The sequence below is a fragment of the Rhizobium pisi genome (assembly GCF_003938655.1).
Classification (GTDB): domain Bacteria; phylum Pseudomonadota; class Alphaproteobacteria; order Rhizobiales; family Rhizobiaceae; genus Rhizobium; species Rhizobium pisi.
Genome location: NZ_RJJT01000001.1, coordinates 72,708 through 89,351, shown reverse-complemented (window position 1 = coordinate 89,351; position 16,644 = coordinate 72,708). Strand labels below are relative to the sequence as shown.

At 62.9% G+C, this 16,644-nt stretch carries 18 protein-coding genes and 2 pseudogenes; 10 read left to right on the top strand and 10 right to left on the bottom strand.

Annotation, left to right across the window (positions count from 1 at the left end):
• Positions 1 to 7: 7 nt before the first annotated feature.
• From EFD55_RS00505 to EFD55_RS00480, 6 genes and pseudogenes are all read right to left on the bottom strand, one after another.
• Entirely contained in the window at positions 8 to 409 is a 402-nt protein-coding gene (locus tag EFD55_RS00505; protein WP_125841936.1) for a GFA family protein, read from the bottom strand.
• Positions 409 to 894, bottom strand: a complete 486-nt coding sequence (locus tag EFD55_RS00500; RefSeq protein ID WP_125841934.1) for an SRPBCC family protein — start codon at positions 892 to 894, stop codon at positions 409 to 411. The genes EFD55_RS00505 and EFD55_RS00500 overlap by 1 nt, the downstream gene beginning before the upstream one ends.
• Positions 878 to 1,228: an ArsR/SmtB family transcription factor gene (locus EFD55_RS00495; protein ID WP_125841932.1), complete on the bottom strand. Its 351-nt coding sequence runs from the start codon at positions 1,226 to 1,228 to the stop codon at positions 878 to 880. The genes EFD55_RS00500 and EFD55_RS00495 overlap by 17 nt, the downstream gene beginning before the upstream one ends.
• 91 nt (positions 1,229 to 1,319) lie before the next feature.
• On the bottom strand, positions 1,320 to 1,706 hold the full coding sequence (locus EFD55_RS00490; protein ID WP_125841930.1) for a VOC family protein: 387 nt from the start codon (positions 1,704 to 1,706) through the stop codon (positions 1,320 to 1,322).
• A pseudogene (locus EFD55_RS00485) lies at positions 1,703 to 1,843 on the bottom strand (MFS transporter); the annotation flags it as partial. The pseudogene EFD55_RS00485 and the gene EFD55_RS00490, both read right to left, overlap by 4 nt.
• Positions 1,844 to 1,913: 70 nt before the next feature.
• A complete protein-coding gene (locus EFD55_RS00480; RefSeq protein WP_125841928.1) occupies positions 1,914 to 2,819 on the bottom strand; it encodes a LysR family transcriptional regulator in 906 nt (301 codons plus the stop codon).
• A 126-nt stretch (positions 2,820 to 2,945) separates the two neighbouring features.
• Here EFD55_RS00480 and EFD55_RS00475 point away from each other — a divergent pair, with 126 nt between their 5' ends.
• The 3 genes from EFD55_RS00475 (at position 2,946) to coaBC (ending at position 5,877) form a co-directional block, all read left to right on the top strand.
• Positions 2,946 to 3,710, top strand: a complete 765-nt coding sequence (locus tag EFD55_RS00475) for an SDR family oxidoreductase (protein ID WP_125841926.1) — start codon at positions 2,946 to 2,948, stop codon at positions 3,708 to 3,710.
• 75 nt (positions 3,711 to 3,785) lie between these two features.
• Entirely contained in the window at positions 3,786 to 4,535 is a 750-nt protein-coding gene (locus EFD55_RS00470) for an SDR family oxidoreductase (protein ID WP_125841924.1), read from the top strand.
• 136 nt (positions 4,536 to 4,671) lie between these two features.
• Positions 4,672 to 5,877, top strand: a complete 1,206-nt coding sequence (coaBC, locus tag EFD55_RS00465) for a bifunctional phosphopantothenoylcysteine decarboxylase/phosphopantothenate--cysteine ligase CoaBC (protein ID WP_125841922.1) — start codon at positions 4,672 to 4,674, stop codon at positions 5,875 to 5,877.
• A 30-nt stretch (positions 5,878 to 5,907) separates the two neighbouring features.
• Here coaBC and EFD55_RS00460 read toward each other — a convergent pair whose 3' ends face one another.
• A complete protein-coding gene (locus EFD55_RS00460; RefSeq protein ID WP_125841920.1) occupies positions 5,908 to 6,720 on the bottom strand; it encodes a class II glutamine amidotransferase in 813 nt (270 codons plus the stop codon).
• A 257-nt stretch (positions 6,721 to 6,977) separates the two neighbouring features.
• Here EFD55_RS00460 and EFD55_RS00455 point away from each other — a divergent pair, with 257 nt between their 5' ends.
• The 5 genes from EFD55_RS00455 to EFD55_RS00435 all read left to right on the top strand — a co-directional run bounded on the left by EFD55_RS00455 (position 6,978) and on the right by EFD55_RS00435 (position 12,243).
• Positions 6,978 to 7,889, top strand: coding sequence for a pirin family protein (locus EFD55_RS00455; protein WP_125841918.1), 912 nt, complete (start codon positions 6,978 to 6,980; stop codon positions 7,887 to 7,889).
• A 317-nt stretch (positions 7,890 to 8,206) separates the two neighbouring features.
• Positions 8,207 to 8,884: a FadR/GntR family transcriptional regulator gene (locus tag EFD55_RS00450; protein ID WP_125841916.1), complete on the top strand. Its 678-nt coding sequence runs from the start codon at positions 8,207 to 8,209 to the stop codon at positions 8,882 to 8,884.
• Positions 8,881 to 10,164, top strand: coding sequence for a CynX/NimT family MFS transporter (locus tag EFD55_RS00445; RefSeq protein ID WP_125841914.1), 1,284 nt, complete (start codon positions 8,881 to 8,883; stop codon positions 10,162 to 10,164). Before EFD55_RS00450 ends, EFD55_RS00445 begins: the two co-directional genes overlap by 4 nt.
• Positions 10,165 to 10,298: 134 nt before the next feature.
• Positions 10,299 to 11,831, top strand: coding sequence for a S10 family peptidase (locus EFD55_RS00440; protein WP_125841913.1), 1,533 nt, complete (start codon positions 10,299 to 10,301; stop codon positions 11,829 to 11,831).
• A 10-nt stretch (positions 11,832 to 11,841) separates the two neighbouring features.
• Positions 11,842 to 12,243, top strand: coding sequence for a GFA family protein (locus tag EFD55_RS00435; RefSeq protein ID WP_125841911.1), 402 nt, complete (start codon positions 11,842 to 11,844; stop codon positions 12,241 to 12,243).
• Between the two features lie 47 nt (positions 12,244 to 12,290).
• Here the strand turns inward: EFD55_RS00435 and EFD55_RS00430 are convergent, their stop codons facing one another.
• On the bottom strand, positions 12,291 to 12,818 hold the full coding sequence (locus tag EFD55_RS00430; RefSeq protein ID WP_125841909.1) for an Lrp/AsnC family transcriptional regulator: 528 nt from the start codon (positions 12,816 to 12,818) through the stop codon (positions 12,291 to 12,293).
• Between the two features lie 83 nt (positions 12,819 to 12,901).
• On the opposite strand from EFD55_RS00430, the pseudogene EFD55_RS00425 reads away from it, so the two are divergent.
• Positions 12,902 to 13,287 (top strand): annotated as a pseudogene (locus EFD55_RS00425) (RidA family protein).
• Positions 13,288 to 13,333: 46 nt separating this feature from the next.
• On the opposite strand, the gene EFD55_RS00420 reads toward EFD55_RS00425, so the two are convergent.
• The gene (locus EFD55_RS00420; protein WP_125841907.1) at positions 13,334 to 14,041 is read right to left on the bottom strand and encodes a glutathione S-transferase family protein; all 708 of its coding nucleotides are present in this window, start codon (positions 14,039 to 14,041) and stop codon (positions 13,334 to 13,336) included.
• 114 nt (positions 14,042 to 14,155) lie between these two features.
• On the opposite strand from EFD55_RS00420, the gene EFD55_RS00415 reads away from it, so the two are divergent.
• Positions 14,156 to 15,052 (top strand): LysR substrate-binding domain-containing protein, encoded by an 897-nt coding sequence (locus EFD55_RS00415; protein WP_125841905.1) that lies wholly within the window; start codon positions 14,156 to 14,158, stop codon positions 15,050 to 15,052.
• Here the strand turns inward: EFD55_RS00415 and EFD55_RS00410 are convergent, their stop codons facing one another.
• Positions 15,053 to 16,636, bottom strand: coding sequence for a peptide chain release factor 3 (locus EFD55_RS00410; protein ID WP_125841903.1), 1,584 nt, complete (start codon positions 16,634 to 16,636; stop codon positions 15,053 to 15,055).
• Positions 16,637 to 16,644 lie beyond the last annotated feature (8 nt).

Genomic DNA, 16,644 nt, shown 5'->3' with positions numbered 1-16,644 from the left:
CCCCGCATCAAAGATGCCGCGTCTCCTCTGGTGAGGCGTCGTAGCAGTCGTGGAGACCATCGACGAAGGCGATCGGAGCTTCGATCAATTCGTCGGGGCTGGCATCATCCAGGCAATTGACCGAAACAGCGTAGAAGGTGCCGATCTTCTCGTTTTCGCCCCAGGCATAGGAACTGATGCCGCAGGTCTTGCAGAAGAGATGATGCAGCTTGCGGGAGGCGAACTGGTATTCGCCGATATTGTCGGCGCCGCCGGTGAGGTGGAAATCCTCGGGTGCTGCGACGGCGAGCCAGTTCCGTTTCTTTCTGCAGATCGAGCAGTTGCAGCGGAAGGTACCTGCCGAGAGATCGAGGCTCGCCTCGTAGGTGACGGCGCCGCAGTGGCAGCTTCCGTGATAGATCTTCTTCATCACATGCTCCCTTTGGCTTGCGCCTCGGCATAGGCGGCAACTTTCTCCAGCGCCTCGACCCAGCCCTCCGACTGCAGCTTGAATTCAGTATCACTCGGCAGTTCGCGCTTGCGGAAGACGAGGCGCGTGCCTTCGCCGCTTTCCGCCAATTCGATGGTCACGTGCATCTCGTGCCCGGACTTTCCATCTTCATTTTCCCAGGCGAAGGTGAAGACCAGCCGTTCGGGCGGGCTGATCTCGAGATAGGTGCCCCGGCTCCAATATTCCTTGCCGTCGGCACCGAGAATGCAGTGCCGCCAGGCGCCGCCTTCACGCAGATCGACGGAGACGGAGGGGGCCGAACAATTATGCGGGCCCCACCAGTGGAGCAGGTGCTTCGGCTCCGTCCAGAGGCTGAAGACGAGATCACGCGGGGCGTCGATATCCCTGACGAGCAGGATCTCGCGGCTCAGGCCGGAAGCTTTTGCTTCACTCGTCACGTTCATTGTCATTCCTCCTTTGTTTTAGGTTTGCTGCATAGGATTCCAGCTTGTCGAGGCTTTCGCTCCAGAAGCGCCGGTAGGTCTCCAGCCAGTCGTCGAGTTCCTTCAGAGGCATTGCCTCCAATCGGCAGCGGCGCCATTGCGCCTCCCTGCCCTTCGAGATCAGGCCGGCTCCCTCAAGCACCTTCAGATGTTTCGACACGGCGACCAGCGACATATCGAAGGGTTCGGCGAGTTCCGAGACCGAGGCTTCGCCCAAAACCAAACGCGCCATGATCGCCCGGCGGGTCGGATCGGCAAGCGCTGAAAAGGTCCGGCTGAGTACATCATCTTGCATTTTATTAACCGGCAAGTTAATTAACTTATAGGTTAAATAATGGACGCGTAATCGTCCGTCAAGCGGCTATGCTGAAAATTCTCGAACGCGGTCAGACAATAGGATTGGAGATTTCGACGAGATTGCCGTCGGGGTCCCTGATGTAGACGGAGCGCAAGCGCCCTGTCGCGCCGGTGCGCTCGGCCGGTCCGGCTTCTATCGGGATGCCGGAGGCCCTGAGATGAGCGATGATTTCGTTTAGCGGCGTCACTGCAATGAAGCAAAGATCGCCGGAACCCGGTATTGGATGTTTCGCCTTGGGATCGAATTCGTGGCCGGCCCGGTGCAGGTTGATCTTCTGCGTGCCGAATTTTAGCGCCTTGCGGCCTTCCGCAAAGGTTTCGACCGACATGCCGAGGACACTGGCATAAAAATCGCAGGTGGTCGCGATATCGGCGACGGTCAACACCAGATGGTCAAGGCGGTCGATGCGGATCATGCTTTTCTCCTCGCGAAATGCTGGGCAAAACATGCGGAGGCAAAGGCCAGCGCCAGCAGGGCAAGCGTGAAGATAACGACGGCGGCCCAGTCTTCAACCGCGAAGAACCAGCCGCCCCCCGAACCCATGAGGCTGGAGAGAAGCTGCGGGCCGTGGCGCATCGCTCGCCGGTCACCGAGAACCTGATGAGCCTGCTCGGTTCATGAATTAACCCGCCGGATCCCAATAGGGTGGATCGCCGAAACTCTTCTTCAGGTGATCGGCGATGGCGCGAAGCTTGGCGGAAGGATTTCGGCCCTCGGGACGGGCCATATAGATGAACTCGGCCTCCGGTCTGTGGCCGACATCGATTTCGGCAAGCCGGCCCTCGCGAATGGCCGGGCCGGCGATGAAGGCCGGCAGCAGCGCGATGCCCAACCCCGCAATCGCGGCATCGCGGAGCATATCGCCATTGTTCATACCGAGCGCCAGTTTCGCGCGAACGACGATCGCACCCTCCGGCGTCTGGAAGCGCCAGTCGGCAACGCCGCGATTGGTGTAGAAGAGACCGCGATGACCGTTCAGGTCGGCCAGCGACGAGGGAATTCCCTCGCGGGCGAGATAATCCGGCGAAGCGCAGAGAAGACGGCGGCTCTCCGCGAGTTTCCAGGCGACCAGCCGGCTGTCGGCGATCGGGCCATTGCGGATGACGGCGTCGTAGCCGTCCGAGGATGCGTCGACGCGCCGGTCATCGATATCGAGCGTCAGTTCGATATCGGGATGCTCCGCAAGAAAAGGATAGAGCGCCGGACCGAGATGCATGCGGCCGAAGGTGACGGGGGCGGCGATGCGGATCGGGCCGGAGAGCGTTCCGCGCCGCTCCGCCATGTCGGCCGCGGCTTCCTCGATCTCGCGCACGATGCGCGTGGCACGCTCCAGAAAGACCGTGCCATCCTCCGTCAAGGTGAGCTTGCGCGTCGTTCGGTGCAGCAGCATGCCGCCGAGCGATTTCTCCAGTTCCGCCAGCCTTTCGCTGACGACGGATTTGGACAGCCGCAACCGTCGGGCCGCCTCGCTGACCGAGCCTGCCTCGACCACGGCGACGAAAGCCGCAATACCTTCGATCCTGATCATCGTTCGGCTTTTCCGAATTCGAGTTCCCCGATCAGGAGACTAATCCGAACGAATGGAAAATGCCATCTTCCCTTCATCGAAAAGGGCGGCAAGGGCCGCCTCACCTCAAACGCAGGAGATGGAACCATGGACCGCTTGAACAACAAGGTCGCGATCGTCACCGGCGCAAGCTCCGGCATTGGCCGCGCCACGGCAAAGCTCTTCGCCGCCGAAGGCGCCAAGGTCGTCGTCGGCGCCCGCCGCGAGCGCGAACTCGAGAGCCTCGTCGCGGAGATAAAGGCAGAGGGCAGCGACGCCATCGCCATTGCCGGTGACGTGCGCTCGGAAGATTATCACAAGGCGCTGGTCGCCGCCGCCGTGACGAACTACGGCAAGCTCGACATCGCCTTCAACAATGCCGGCACGCTTGGCGAAGCCGGTCCAAGCACCGCTGTCTCGGAAGCAGGCTTCAGCGAGGCACTGGCGATCAATCTCACCGCCTCCTTCCTCGCCGCCAAGCACCAGATCGGTGAAATGGTGAAGAATGGCGGCGGCTCGGTGATCTTCACCTCGACCTTCGTGGGCTATAGCTTCGCCTTTCCCGGCGTCGCCGCCTATGCCGCCAGCAAAGCCGGCCTGATCGGCCTGACGCAGGCGCTCGCCGCCGAATTCGGCCAGCAAGGCGTGCGCGTCAATGCCGTCCTGCCGGGTGCCGTCGATACCGATATGTATCGGGACATGAACGATACGCCTGATAAGCAGGCCTTCGTGACGAACCTGCATGCGCTGAAACGCGTCGCAACCCCGGAAGAGCTTGCCCGCTCGGTTCTCTACCTCGCCTCGGACGATGCGAGCTTCGTCACCGGCACGGCATCGCTGGTCGACGGTGGCGCTTCGATTACCCGCACCTGACAAAGGCCCGGCGCGATTCCTCCCATTGATCAACAACGGGGCTGCGGCCCACTATCCCATCGAAGGAGCTTCATCATGTCACGTCTTCAGAACAAGACAGCCCTCATCACCGGCGGCACCAGCGGCATTGGCATCGAAACCGCCCGCCAATTCATCGCCGAGGGCGCCCGTGTCGTCGTTACCGGCAGCAGTGCCACAAGCGTCGAAGCAGCCCGTCGCGAACTCGGCGACAAAGCGATCGTCATCCAGGCCGATGCCGGCAATGCGGCCGGCCAGAAGGCCGTCGCCGACACGGTGAAAGAAGCTTTCGGCACGCTCGATATCCTCTTCGTCAATGCCGGTGTCGCCGAATTCGGGCCGCTGGAACAGTGGAGCGAAGCCGCCTTCGACAAGTCGGTTGATATCAACGTCAAGGGGCCGTTCTTCCTGATCCAGTCGCTGCTGCCGATCTTTTCTAAACAGGCCTCAATCGTGCTCAACACCTCGATCAACGCTCATATCGGCATGCCGAACTCCAGCGTCTATTCCCTAACGAAGGGTGCGTTGCTGACACTTGCCAAGACGCTGTCGGGCGAACTCATTGGCCGCGGCATCCGCGTCAACGCCGTCAGCCCAGGGCCGATCGCCACGCCGCTCTACAGCAAGCTCGGCGCATCGGAAGCCGATTCCAAGGCGATGACCGCGCAGATCCAAGCCCAGATCCCCGTCGGCCGCTTCGGAACCCCCGGCGAAGTCGCCAAGACGATCGTCTTTCTCGCCTCCGATGAGGCCGCCTATATCGTCGGCAGCGAACTGATCATCGACGGCGGGATGAGCAATCTCTGAGCCCAGGAAACTGACAGCGACATGAATGGAGCGGCACCCGCCGGCTACGGCCGATGGGTGCCGTTCCCGCGATTGCATGTTCTCCGCCAAAGCCTTAGGGTCAGGGCCAGTCAATAAGGCGACGGGTAGAAAAGCCATGGCTCTCAGCGGCAAACGCATCCTCCTCATCATCTCCGGCGGCATCGCCGCCTATAAAAGCCTGGATCTGATCCGCCGGCTGCGCGAGCGCGGCGCGAGCGTGCGCCCTGTCATGACCAAGGGCGCTCAGGAATTCGTCACGCCGCTTGCGGTCGGTGCGCTGGCGGCGGACCACGTCTTCCTCGATCTGTTTTCGCGGCAGGACGAACAGGATGTCGGCCATATCAGGCTGGCGCGCGACTGCGACCTCGTGCTCATCGCGCCCGCCACGGCCGACCTGATGGCGAAGATGGCGAACGGGCTTGCCGACGATCTCGCCTCGACGGTGCTGTTGGCGACCAACAGGCCGGTGCTTGCCGCACCGGCGATGAATCCGGCCATGTGGGCGCATCCGGCGACCCGGCGCAATGCGGCAACACTCAAGGCGGACGGCATTCGTTTCGTCGGGCCAATGGCCGGCGAGATGGCGGAAGGCGGCGAAGCCGGGCTCGGCCGCATGGCGGAACCGCTCGAAATCGTGGCGGCCGCCGAAACACTGCTCGACGACGGAGCAGAGCCGCTCAAGGGACGAAAGGCGATCGTTACGTCGGGACCGACGCACGAGCCGATCGATCCGGTGCGCTATATCGCCAACCGCTCCTCCGGCCGGCAGGGGCATGCTATCGCCGCGGCCCTTGCAAAGCTCGGGGCGGAGGTGACGCTGGTATCGGGGCCGGTGACGATCGCCGATCCCTTCGGCGTCAGCGTTGTGCATGTCGAGCGGGCGGAAGAAATGCGCGATGCCGTGCTTGCGGCACTGCCGGCCGACATCGCCGTGATGGTCGCCGCGGTGGCTGACTGGCGCGTCGCTTCGGCAGCCGACCAGAAGCTGAAGAAGCATCCCGGCGAATCCATTCCGACGTTGGCGCTGACCGAAAATCCCGACATCCTGAAGACCGTCGGCCATCATACGATGCGGCCGAAACTGGTGATCGGCTTTGCCGCCGAGACGCAGGATGTGGAAAGCAATGCGAAGGCGAAACTCGAGAGGAAGGGCGCCGACATGATCGTCGCCAATGACGTCTCTCCCGCAACCGGCATCATGGGCGGCAGCCGCAACAGCGTTAAACTCGTTCGCCACGACGGCGTCGAGCAATGGCCTGACCTCACGAAGGAAGAGGTTGCCGAAAGGCTCGCGGCGCTGATCGCCAGGCAGCTCGACTAGTCCCGAGCGGCTCAGCCGATCGCGAGCGGCTCAGGCAGGAATAGCCACGCGCTGCGGTTTCGCGGCACTGCGTTTTTCCGGTCGGAAGTCCGCGACATCGATGCCGTTCTTGCCGACGGTGACGGCGCTGCCGTCCGGAATTTCCGCCCAGGCATCGACATCGTCGTTCAACGGCTCGGACACGAGGCAATAGCCAGCGCCGACAGGCGAGGCATAGAGCGTCGGCGCCTTGCGATCGGTGGCATAGCGGACCGCATAAAGCGATTTGCCGTCGGAGAAGGCAGCGGTGAAGCGCAGCAGGATCGAGCCGATGATGCTTTCGGCCAGATCCTCGACGACACCAATCATCTCAGCCATCGCGGCGATCGGGGCCTCGCGCAGGCCGAACTGCAGCGCCAGCAGGAACATCAACTCGGAATCGGTCGTGCCGCAGCGGGCATTGAACAGCTCGTCGTCGAGCATCGCCTCCATCGGCCGGCGCAGGCGCTCGAAGCCGGAGATCTGGCCATTGTGCATGAAGGACCAGGTGTCATGGGTGAAGGGGTGGCAATTGTCGCGTCGCGTACCGCCGCCGGTCGCGGCCCGGACATGGGCGAGAAAGAGCGGCGAACGGATCTGTCGCGCCAGGCTCTTCAGATTGCAATCCGACCAAGCCGGCAGGATATCGCGGTAGCGGCCGGGCTCGGGCCTGTCGCCATACCAGGCGATGCCGAAGCCGTCGCCATTCGTCGAGGTCTTGGCGCGGGTGGCGCAATGGGACTGCTCGATCAGGGAATGGGCGGGCGAAGATACCAGCTCTTCGAGATAGAGGGGGTCTCCGCGATAGGCTGCCCAGCGACACATGGCTTTCTTGCTCCGGAACCCGCCTCAGGGCGGGAAATGCTGAAAACGCAACTGAATTGTCGAATGTCGTCGCTAATAACAGCTTAACGCCCGGCCGGTTTGCAAGTGAAACATGACGATTTCTTGACGCCTGGCCTCTTCAAATTCAGCGAACCGCTGTGTTCTTTTGTGAACACTGCGTTGCCCGCGCCGCGGACTTCGCGCCCGGCGGCCTGACGGCTATACTCGACGCCAAGTTGAACCTTTGAGAGGACGCCATGTCGATCCGCCCCGTCAAATATGAGAGTACCGCCACCCCAACCATGGAAGGCGCCGGTGTGAAGCTGCACCGCGTCTTCGGCTTCGGCGATCCCGCGATGACCGATCCCTTCCTGATGATGGATGATTTCCGCAACGACAATCCGGCGGAATATATCCGCGGTTTTCCCTGGCACCCGCATCGCGGCATCGAAACGATCACCTACGTGCTCGCCGGCACCGTCGAGCACGGCGACAGCCTCGGCAATCGCGGCCTGCTCGGCGCCGGCGACATCCAGTGGATGACGGCCGGCAGCGGCATCATGCACCAGGAAATGCCGAAGGGCGATTTCGCCGGCCGCATGCACGGCTTCCAGCTCTGGGCGAACCTGCCCTCCTCGCTGAAGATGACGGCGCCGCGCTATCAGGACGTCAAATCCGCCGACATTCCTGTCGTCGTCGATGATGACGGCACGGCCGTGCGAGTGATCTGCGGCGATTTCTGGGGCAAGGCCGGTCCCGTGGACGGTGTGGCCGCCGAGCCGATCTATCTCGACGTCTCGGTACCACCAGGCAAGAAGAAACGCCTGCCGGTTGATACCTACCGCAACGCCTTCGCCTATATCTTCGCCGGCTCCGGCACCTTTCGCGATGCATCGAAACCCTTCGGCGTGCGCGTTGAGAAGGAAGTCAACGGCGAAGAGCTGAACATCCGTGACATGTCCGGCAACCGCACGCTCGTGGTCTTCGACAGCGGCGACGAAGTGACGGTGCAGGCAGGCGACCAGGGCATCCGCTTCCTTCTTGTCTCAGGCAAGCCGATCGAGGAGCCCGTCGCCTGGCACGGCCCGATTGTAATGAACTCACGCGAGGAAATCATGAAGGCCATGCATGAGTTGCAGAACGGCACCTTCATCAAGGCGGCACATTGAGCGCATTTTTTCTTGCATCTGCGAAGAATCGGCCTACCTTTGGCCTATCAGCAACAGAACGAAAGGAAGGTGATCCAATGTCTAATGAGATTTCGGACCTCGTAACGGGCATGGAAGAGGTGATGAAGGCGAGGCAGCCCTCGCTCTAAAACCCGCCTTCCTAGGGCTGCATCGACAGTCCAGGCCAGTTCGAGGCCAAACTCATGGAAAGGGTCGCTGAGGCGGCCCTTTTTATTTATTGCCTGGATTTCAGCCGTTGACGGAAGATCGTAATCCCATTACTCATTAAGTCATCTGATGACTTAATGAGTAATGGGATGCGAGCGCTCAGCAAGACCAATCTCGCGGACGAGGCAATCGAGGCGATCCGCAGCGACATTCTCGGCAAACGCTGGGCGGTCGGCGAGAAATTGCCGAACGAAGCCTCGCTTTCGGCCATGCTTTCCATCAGCCGAGGCACGGTGCGCGAGGCGGTGCGGGTTCTCGTCTCTCAGGGTTATCTCGAAACACGGCAGGGCTCGGGAACCTATGTCCGCTCGACCCGCGATGCCGGCCGGCCATTGACGATGGCGCGGCGCGCCAGCCTGCGCGACCAGTTCGAGGCCCGCCTGGCGCTCGACGTCGAGGCCGCCCGGCTCTCGGCGATGCGCAAGACACCGGAGATGATTGCCGGGCTTCGCAGGCTGCTTGCGGAACGTGGCACTTATGATGGCGGCAATCGGGCAGCCTTCATCGAACGCGACCTTGCCTTCCACAAGGCCGTTATTGCCGCTTCCGGCAACCGGGCGATGATCGAGATCTACGATTTCTTCTCCACCTCGATCGCCGATACCATCGCCGCGACGCTTGGCAACGACATTCCCGAACCTGACATGCAGGCGCATGCCGATATCGTCGATGCGATCGAAACCGGCGATCCCAACAAGGCGGATGCGGCGGTGCGCCGTTTCATGGCGCCGGTGCTTGCCGCGCTTGAGCGGATGCTCCTCTCATGAACACGCCTTCCAACCATGCCACCAGCATGCTTGAGGCGGCCGACGAACTGCTTGTAGACGCAGAGGCCGGCAGCCTTCCGCAGCCGCAGGCAACGTCGGTGCGGGGTGGGGCAGATCGTTTCCTGCTCGGCGCGAGCCTCGTGCTGATCGCCTTCAATCTGCGCCCGGTCTTCTCGAGCGCCTCCGCATTGTTGCCGGAAATCCGTTCCGAACTCGGCCTCGGCGCGCTTGGCGCCAGCCTGCTGACGACTCTCCCGGTCGTCTGCCTCGGCGCTTTCTCGCCGCTTGCGCCTCGCCTTGCCCAGCGCATCGGTTCGGAACGCACGCTGCTTTGTGTTCTCCTGCTGCTCGCGCTCGGCACTGCTTTGCGCGGGCTTTCCTCCGTGCCGCTGCTCTTCATCGGCACGGCGCTTGCCGGCGCCTGCATCGCCGTCGCCAACGTGCTGCTGCCGGGGCTGGTGAAGCGGGACTTCCCAACGCGTGCCGCGCTGATGACCGGCTTCTACACGATGGCGCTCTGCGCCGGCGCGGCAAGTGCGGCCGGGCTGACGCTGCCGATCGAATACGCACTCGGCGGCTCCCTTGAAGGCGCGCTCGCTGCCTGGGCCTTGCCGGCGCTGATCGTCGGCCTCATCTGGCTGCCTCAGGTTCTTCGTAGCGGCAGCCAGACAAGGCGAAACGGCTTTCGTGTCGAAGGCCTCTGGCGGGACCGGCTCGCCTGGCAGGTGACGCTTTTCATGGGGCTACAATCCGCGCTTGCCTATTGCGTTTTCGGCTGGCTAGTTCCGATCTTACGCGAACGCGGGATCGACGGCGTCACCGCCGGTGCGATAGTTTCGCTGTCGGTGATGGTGCAGGCAGCGTCCTGCCTTATCGTGCCGCATATCGCCGTGCGCGGCCGGGACCAGCGGCTGATCAATGCAAGCCTCTGCGGCGTTGCCGTCACCGCGCTGCTCGGCCTGCTCTTCGCACCGCTTTCGATGGTCTGGCTGTGGGCGGTGCTGCAGGGCATCGGCCAGGGCGGGCTGATCGCCGCCGCCATGACGACGATCGTGCTGCGCTCGCGCGATCCCGATGTCGCCGCCCATCTTTCCGGTATGGCGCAATGCGTTGGTTATCTCCTCGCCGCCGTCGGCCCGCTCATCGTTGGCCTTATCAGGGGCTGGACCGGAAGCTTTTCCTGGTGCGCGGTTCTCTTCGTCGCGCTCGGGCTCGGGGCGGCGATCAACGGCTGGAAAGCCGGCCGGGCGCTGGAGGTGAGTGTGCGCGCGGTCAAGTAAGCGGACTGAGCCACCCGCTCAGCGGATCGCACCCTTCCCCACTCACTGGCCCATCACCATCTCTTGATGCCCGTCGCCGGCCGCCGATGCTACGCTATCTCAGCCTCTCATACCCCACCGCCGGAGGAGACATCTTGCGCTTCCGATCCCTGTTTCTGCTTGCCGCGCTTGCGGCGTCGCTCACACCGGCCCTCTCCCATGCGCAAGAAAGCACGCCCGCCCGCGCGAATGTTGAAAACGGCGCACGCGACGGCGTGCTCAAGCTGCTGCCGGCCGATTCCGTTACCGATCATGAGCTGACGATCGACGACCGGAAGATCGCCTATACCGCGACCGCCGGCACGCTGGATCTTTTCGGCCAGGACGGCGCCCAGACCGGCGCGATCTTCTACACCGCCTATGTCGCGCGGGATGGCGCGCCGGGCCGGCCGCTGACTTTTGCCTTCAACGGCGGGCCGGGTGCCGCTTCCGCCTTCTTGCATCTGGGGCTGGTCGGCCCGAAGGTGCTCGATTTCGGACCCGATGGACGCGACGGAGCCAATGCGGAGCTTATCGACAATAAGCAAAGCTGGCTCGATTTCACCGATCTCGTGCTGATCGATCCGATCGGCACCGGCTGGAGCCGGACGGTGAAGACAGACGACGCCTCCAACTATTACAGCGTCAACGCCGACGCCCAGAGCATCGCCAAGGCGATCGCCCTTTATGTCGCGCACAACAATCGCTCTGGCTCGCCAAAATATCTCCTCGGCGAAAGTTATGGCGGCTTCCGCGCCGCCAAAGTCGCTTCGACGCTGCAGGAAAGCCAGGGCATCATTGTGGCCGGTGCGGTGATGCTTTCCCCTCTGCTTGAAGGCCAGCTGATGTTCAATGCCGATCAGTTCGCGCTCGGCGCCGCGCTGGAGCTACCGTCGCTGGCCGCAGCCCAGCTCGACCGGGAGAACGCCTTCGACGAGCAGAAGCAGAGGGAGGCCGAGACCTTCGCGCTCGGAGACTATCTGACGACGCTGGCCGGGCCGCCGCCAATCGGCGCCGCTGCCGACGCCTTCTATGGCAGGATTTCCCGGCTGACCGGCATTCCTGAGGATATCGTCACCCGCAACCGCGGCTTCCTCGGCAATTCCTTCGTCAAGCATGCGGACGCCGGCAAGGGTGAGGTGACGAGCCCTTACGACGCCGCTTTTGCCGCCCCCGATCCCTATCCGGAATCCGATTACGACCGCGGAGACGACGCCATCCTCGATGGCTTCACCCGCGCCTATGGCGGCGCCTTTGCCGACTATGCCCGCAACGAACTCGGCTTCAAGACGGAGATGACCTATACGCTGCTCGACGGCGATATCAGCCGGCGCTGGGAGTGGGGCGGCGGGCGTGGCGGCGGATCGCGCCTGCAAGCCAGCGCCACTGATGACATCCGACAGCTGCTCGCCTCGAACTCGGCTTTCCGTCTGCTGATCGCGCATGGCTACAGCGATCTGGTGACGCCCTACAGCGTCAGCCGCTATGTGGTCGACCATCTGCCGTCTTCGCTCGCCGGCGCCCGCGTCGGGCTCAAGCTTTATCGAGGCGGGCATATGTTCTATACGAGAGCCGATCAGCGAGCCGCCTTCACGGCGGATGCGAAGGCCTTCTACACCGCGCGCCCGGCCGCGCAGCCGGCGGATTGAGGAATTGCCGATGCATATCACGGGAGGATGCCATTGCGGCGCGGTCCGCTATCAGGCGGAGATCGATCCGGAGGGAATCTCGATCTGCCACTGCACCGATTGCCAACGGCTGACGGGCTCTGCCTATCGCGTCACCGCGCCGGCGCGACAGGAAAGTTTCAGCCTCGTCGCCGGCGAGCCGAAAGGCTACGGGAAATATGGCGACAGCGGCGGTCTCAGCCGGCAATTCTTCTGCCCGAATTGCGGATCGCCGCTCTATCGCACGGACGGCGACGGCGGCGCGATCGGCATTCGCGTCGGCAGCATCGACCAACGGCGGGAACTGACGCCGAAGAAACAGATATGGTGCCGATCGGCTTTGTCTTGGGTGGAGACTATCGAGCCGCTGCCGCGGTTCGATGGCGAGGACTGAGGAGACAACTGTGCCTGGAACGCAGTAACGAACGCCCCGCAGTCCGACTATTCCGGCAAAGGCATATCCGGCCAGATCTCGGTAACGCCGGCCTGCACGGGACGCTCCAGATAGGTAGAAAGCGCGATGTAGCTGCGGGTGCCGGTGACGCCGGGAACCGCGTGGATCTGCGAGAGAAAAGCCTCCAGCGCCTGGGGACTGGCGGTGCGCACCTTGAAGAGCACACTGGCGTCGCCGGCGACCGAATGCATCTCCTCGACTTCGGGAAAACGCAGCACCTGCATCAGCCGTTCGCTCTTGCCCCAGCCGGCCGCTTCCACATGCACAAAGGCGAGCAGCGGCTTGCCGAGGGCCGATCCATCCAGCGCGGCATGCACGCCCTTGATGGCGCCCGATTGCCGGAGGCGGCGCACGCGTTCATGCACGGCCGGCGCCGAGAGCCCGACCGCTTCGCCCAGCCTGGCATAGCTCTGACCGCTGTCGCCAGCGAGTTCGGCTAATATCTTTCGGTCGAAAGCATCCATGATCGGCTGCTGCCGACGCTTCTGCCGAAGATCGTCTGTATTTTTTCCCATTCGACCCCCTACCCTTCCCGCCGAAGAATAATCGTCCATACTGGCCTGATCTCATAGAAAATTCGGCGGAGGGAAGAAATCTCATGGAGATGATCGCGCATGATCCCGCAACAGGGGTCTATCCGGCGAGCCCTGACTACATTCATGCGCTGGAGGTCCGGCATCCATCCCGCCTGCTCTTCGTCAGCGGCACGATGGGTCTCGATGAGCAGGGAACGGCGGCGCCCGATCTGGAAGGGCAGCTCGAACTCATCTGGTCCAATCTGCGCGCCATCCTCGCCTCCGCCGGGATGACGGTCGACAATGTCGTGCGGCTGACGAGCTATCTGCGCGACGGCGCCTTTGTGGAGGCGAACCAGAATGCCCGCTCCAAGCGCTCGGCGGCCGCGCCGTGCCGACCACGGCCATCGTCGTCGAAACGCTGCGCGACGACTGGCTCGTAGAGATCGAAATCATCGCCGCCGGATGACAGGCAAGCCGGCGGCCGCACTGCAGGGGTGCGGCCGCCACGATGTTCAGGCAGCCTGTTTCAACAAGCCGAGCGCCTCGGCCAGATCGACTTCACCGCGGAAACCGCCGCTGCTTTTTGCCTCGAGCCGATGCTCGATCGCATGGGCGAAACGGACGGCCGCCTCCTGCTGCATGCGCTCATAGAGGCGATCGAGGCCAGGGAACTGCCGGCGATCGACGACCTTGTGGAAATCGTTCCAGCGGGCGATCCCGACGAAATAGGCGTCCGCAAGGCTCGGACCCTTGCCAAAAAGCCATTCGCGACCGCCGAGCAGACGCTCCAGCGTATGGTGCGCTTTTTCGACGCCGGCGATGCCATAGGCCATAAGAGCCTGCTTCTCCTCCGGCGCCAGCGGATGCTCGAACGCATACCAGAGCGGGCCGAAGGCCTTGAAGAATGAGGTGTTGAGAAAGGCGAGCATCTGGTTCAGACGATCGAAATCCGCAGACCCTTGCGCAAAGCCCAGACCGTTTCCGATCGCGCGGGCGCCGATATGGTGAAGGATTGCCATGCTTTCGCTGATTGTCCTGCCGTCTTCGAGCAGCAGAGATGGCGTTTCCCCGACGGTATTGATCCTGGCGTAGTCCGCACCGGAGACTGCCTCCGGCATCTCGACGCGGCAGAGGCGGTAGGGCACGCCGGACCATTCCAGTGCAACGATGGAGCCGAAGGAGCAGCCCTCCGGCACGCCGTAAAACAATATGGGTGACATCAATCGTTCCTTTCAGAATTGAACCCTGTTGAACGTGATCAATGTGCACACGTAGACAATCATGCGGTAGACGCTACAAATGCACCGCAATGTCTACATATATGGAAGATGACGATGGCGCTCTTCAACCTCAATGACCTCCATCTCTTCGTGCAGGCCGTCGACAGCGGCAGCTTCACGGGCGCGGCGAGACATCTCGGCATTCCGAAATCGACGGTCAGCAAACGGGTCGCAGAGTTGGAGGGACGGCTCGGCGTCCGGCTGATCCAGCGCACATCGCGAAGCTTTGCGCTGACGGAACTCGGCCGTGAATTCTTTCAGCACGCCCAGGCCTCGATCATCGAAGCGGAGATGGCAGAAGGCATCGTCCGGCGGCATCTGGCCGAACCCGCCGGTACCGTTCGCCTCACGGCTTCGGTGCCGACGGCGCAGTTCGTGCTGACGGAGCATTTGCCGGCACTGGTGGCGAGATACCCGAAGCTCAAGCTCTCCATCCACGTGACCGATCGCTTCGTCGATATCGTGCAGGAAGGGTTCGACATCGCACTGCGCAGTCATCGGGCGCCGCTGCCGGATTCCGCGCTGGTGCAGCGGAGGCTTGCCAATCACCCGTTCTTCGTTCTTGCTTCGCCGGATTATATCCGCTCACACGGGCAACCGCAGCGGCCGGAAGAACTGGCGCAGCATGCGACGATCATGACCAGCCTGACGGAAAACCAGTGGCGGCTCTTCTCCGACAACGGCGATGAGGCTCTCATCACGCTGCATTCCGTCATGGCGGCGGACGAGCCGCATATGCTGATGGAGATGGCCGCTGCCGGACTCGGCATCACCTGCCTACCGACATCTGTCTGCCGGAAGGCGCTGGCAGCCGGGCGGCTGGTGAGGCTCCTGCCCGATTGGACGGCGGGTAGGATCGAAACGACGATCCTGATGCCGCACCGGCGCGGCCAGTTGCCGGCGGTGCGCGCCGTCGTCGATTTTCTGGCGGAACAGCTGGCCGAGCGATGATCACGCCGCCTTGGCGGCGTGATATTCCTTGATGGCGACCATCTTGATTGCCGGATGGCGTTCCGCCTCGTAGCGCAACGAGAAACCATCCTGGGCGAGGAAGACCGGATCGCCGTCGAGATCGCGGGCGATATCGCCGCGTTTGACGGTGAGGAATTTCTCGAGATCGGCCGGCTGATCGGCAGAGATCCAGCGGCAGACGGAGAAACGCGACATTTCGAAAGAGACAGGCAGGCCGTATTCGGCCATCAGCCGCTCCTTCAAGACGTCGAGCTGCAGGGCGCCGACGACGCCGACGATCGCCGGCGAGCCGTCTTCCGGCGAGAACAGCTGGACCACGCCTTCTTCGGCCATCTGCTGCAGGGCTTCCTTGAGCTTCTTCGCCTTCATCGCATCTTCCAGCCGCACGCGGCGCAGAATTTCCGGCGAGAAATTCGGCACACCCTGGAAGACCAGCGATTCACCCTCGGTCAGCGTATCGCCGATCCTCAGCGTGCCGTGGTTGGGAATGCCGACGACATCGCCGGCATAGGCGGTATCGGCGAGCTGGCGCTGCGAGGCGAAGAAGAATTGCGGCGCCGTCAGGCCGAGCTGCTTGCCGGTGCGGGCAAGCCTTGCCTTCATGCCGCGCTCGAGCTTGCCGGAGCAGATGCGGGCAAAGGCGATGCGGTCGCGGTGGTTGGGGTCCATATTGGCCTGGATCTTGAAGACGAAGGCCGTCATCTTGTCGTCTGTGGCGTGCACGGTCCTGGTATCGGCTACCTGGTCACGCGGCGGCGGCGCGAACTCGCCGAGCGCGTTGATGAGGTCGCGAACGCCGTAATTGCGCAGCGCCGAACCGAAGAAGACAGGCGTCATATGGCCTTCCAGGAAGGCTTGGCGGTCGAACGGGCGGCAGGCCTCGATCGCCAGCTCGGTCTCGTCGACGAAAGCCTGGCGCTCGTTTTCCGGCAGCCTGCCGGCAACGCTTTGCGGACCGTTGACCGGCGTTCCCTCGACCTCTGTATCCGACCCGCGCACCGTGTTGGCGGCAATATTGTAGGAACCGCAAAAGGTCTTCGAGCGGCCGATCGGCCAGGTAATCGGCGCCGTATCCAGCGCCAGCTTCTCTTCCACCTCGTCGAGGATCTCGAAGGGATCGCGGCTTTCACGGTCCATCTTGTTGATGAAGGTGATGATCGGGATATCGCGCATGCGGCAGACTTCGAAGAGCTTCAGCGTGCGCGGCTCGATACCCTTGGCGGCGTCGATGACCATGACGGCGGCGTCGACTGCCGTCAGCGTGCGATAGGTGTCGTCGGCGAAATCCTCGTGGCCAGGTGTGTCGAGGATGTTGAAGACATTGTCGTTATATTCGAAGGTCATCACCGAGGTGACGACGGAGATGCCGCGTTCGCGCTCGATCTTCATCCAGTCGGAGCGCGTCTGCATGCGATCCTTTTTCGCCTTGACTTCGCCGGCCAGCTGAATGGCGCCGCCGAACAGCAACAGCTTTTCGGTGAGCGTCGTCTTACCCGCGTCCGGGTGGGCGATAATAGCGAATGTGCGGCGGCGGGAGACCGCCTCGGCGAGACTTTCGGCCATAGTGTGAA

Excerpts from the sequence above, each read along its gene's own strand:
- EFD55_RS00505 (WP_125841936.1), bottom strand. The coding sequence starts at position 409 with ATGAAGAAGATCTATCACGGAAGCTGCCACTGCGGCGCCGTCACCTAC.
- EFD55_RS00500 (WP_125841934.1), bottom strand. The coding sequence starts at position 894 with ATGAACGTGACGAGTGAAGCAAAAGCTTCCGGCCTGAGCCGCGAGATC.
- EFD55_RS00495 (WP_125841932.1), bottom strand. The coding sequence starts at position 1,228 with ATGCAAGATGATGTACTCAGCCGGACCTTTTCAGCGCTTGCCGATCCG.
- EFD55_RS00490 (WP_125841930.1), bottom strand. The coding sequence starts at position 1,706 with ATGATCCGCATCGACCGCCTTGACCATCTGGTGTTGACCGTCGCCGAT.
- EFD55_RS00480 (WP_125841928.1), bottom strand. The coding sequence starts at position 2,819 with ATGATCAGGATCGAAGGTATTGCGGCTTTCGTCGCCGTGGTCGAGGCA.
- EFD55_RS00475 (WP_125841926.1), top strand. The coding sequence starts at position 2,946 with ATGGACCGCTTGAACAACAAGGTCGCGATCGTCACCGGCGCAAGCTCC.
- EFD55_RS00470 (WP_125841924.1), top strand. The coding sequence starts at position 3,786 with ATGTCACGTCTTCAGAACAAGACAGCCCTCATCACCGGCGGCACCAGC.
- coaBC (WP_125841922.1), top strand. The coding sequence starts at position 4,672 with ATGGCTCTCAGCGGCAAACGCATCCTCCTCATCATCTCCGGCGGCATC.
- EFD55_RS00460 (WP_125841920.1), bottom strand. The coding sequence starts at position 6,720 with ATGTGTCGCTGGGCAGCCTATCGCGGAGACCCCCTCTATCTCGAAGAG.
- EFD55_RS00455 (WP_125841918.1), top strand. The coding sequence starts at position 6,978 with ATGTCGATCCGCCCCGTCAAATATGAGAGTACCGCCACCCCAACCATG.
- EFD55_RS00450 (WP_125841916.1), top strand. The coding sequence starts at position 8,207 with ATGCGAGCGCTCAGCAAGACCAATCTCGCGGACGAGGCAATCGAGGCG.
- EFD55_RS00445 (WP_125841914.1), top strand. The coding sequence starts at position 8,881 with ATGAACACGCCTTCCAACCATGCCACCAGCATGCTTGAGGCGGCCGAC.
- EFD55_RS00435 (WP_125841911.1), top strand. The coding sequence starts at position 11,842 with ATGCATATCACGGGAGGATGCCATTGCGGCGCGGTCCGCTATCAGGCG.
- EFD55_RS00430 (WP_125841909.1), bottom strand. The coding sequence starts at position 12,818 with ATGGGAAAAAATACAGACGATCTTCGGCAGAAGCGTCGGCAGCAGCCG.
- EFD55_RS00420 (WP_125841907.1), bottom strand. The coding sequence starts at position 14,041 with ATGTCACCCATATTGTTTTACGGCGTGCCGGAGGGCTGCTCCTTCGGC.
- EFD55_RS00415 (WP_125841905.1), top strand. The coding sequence starts at position 14,156 with ATGGCGCTCTTCAACCTCAATGACCTCCATCTCTTCGTGCAGGCCGTC.
- EFD55_RS00410 (WP_125841903.1), bottom strand. The coding sequence starts at position 16,636 with ATGGCCGAAAGTCTCGCCGAGGCGGTCTCCCGCCGCCGCACATTCGCT.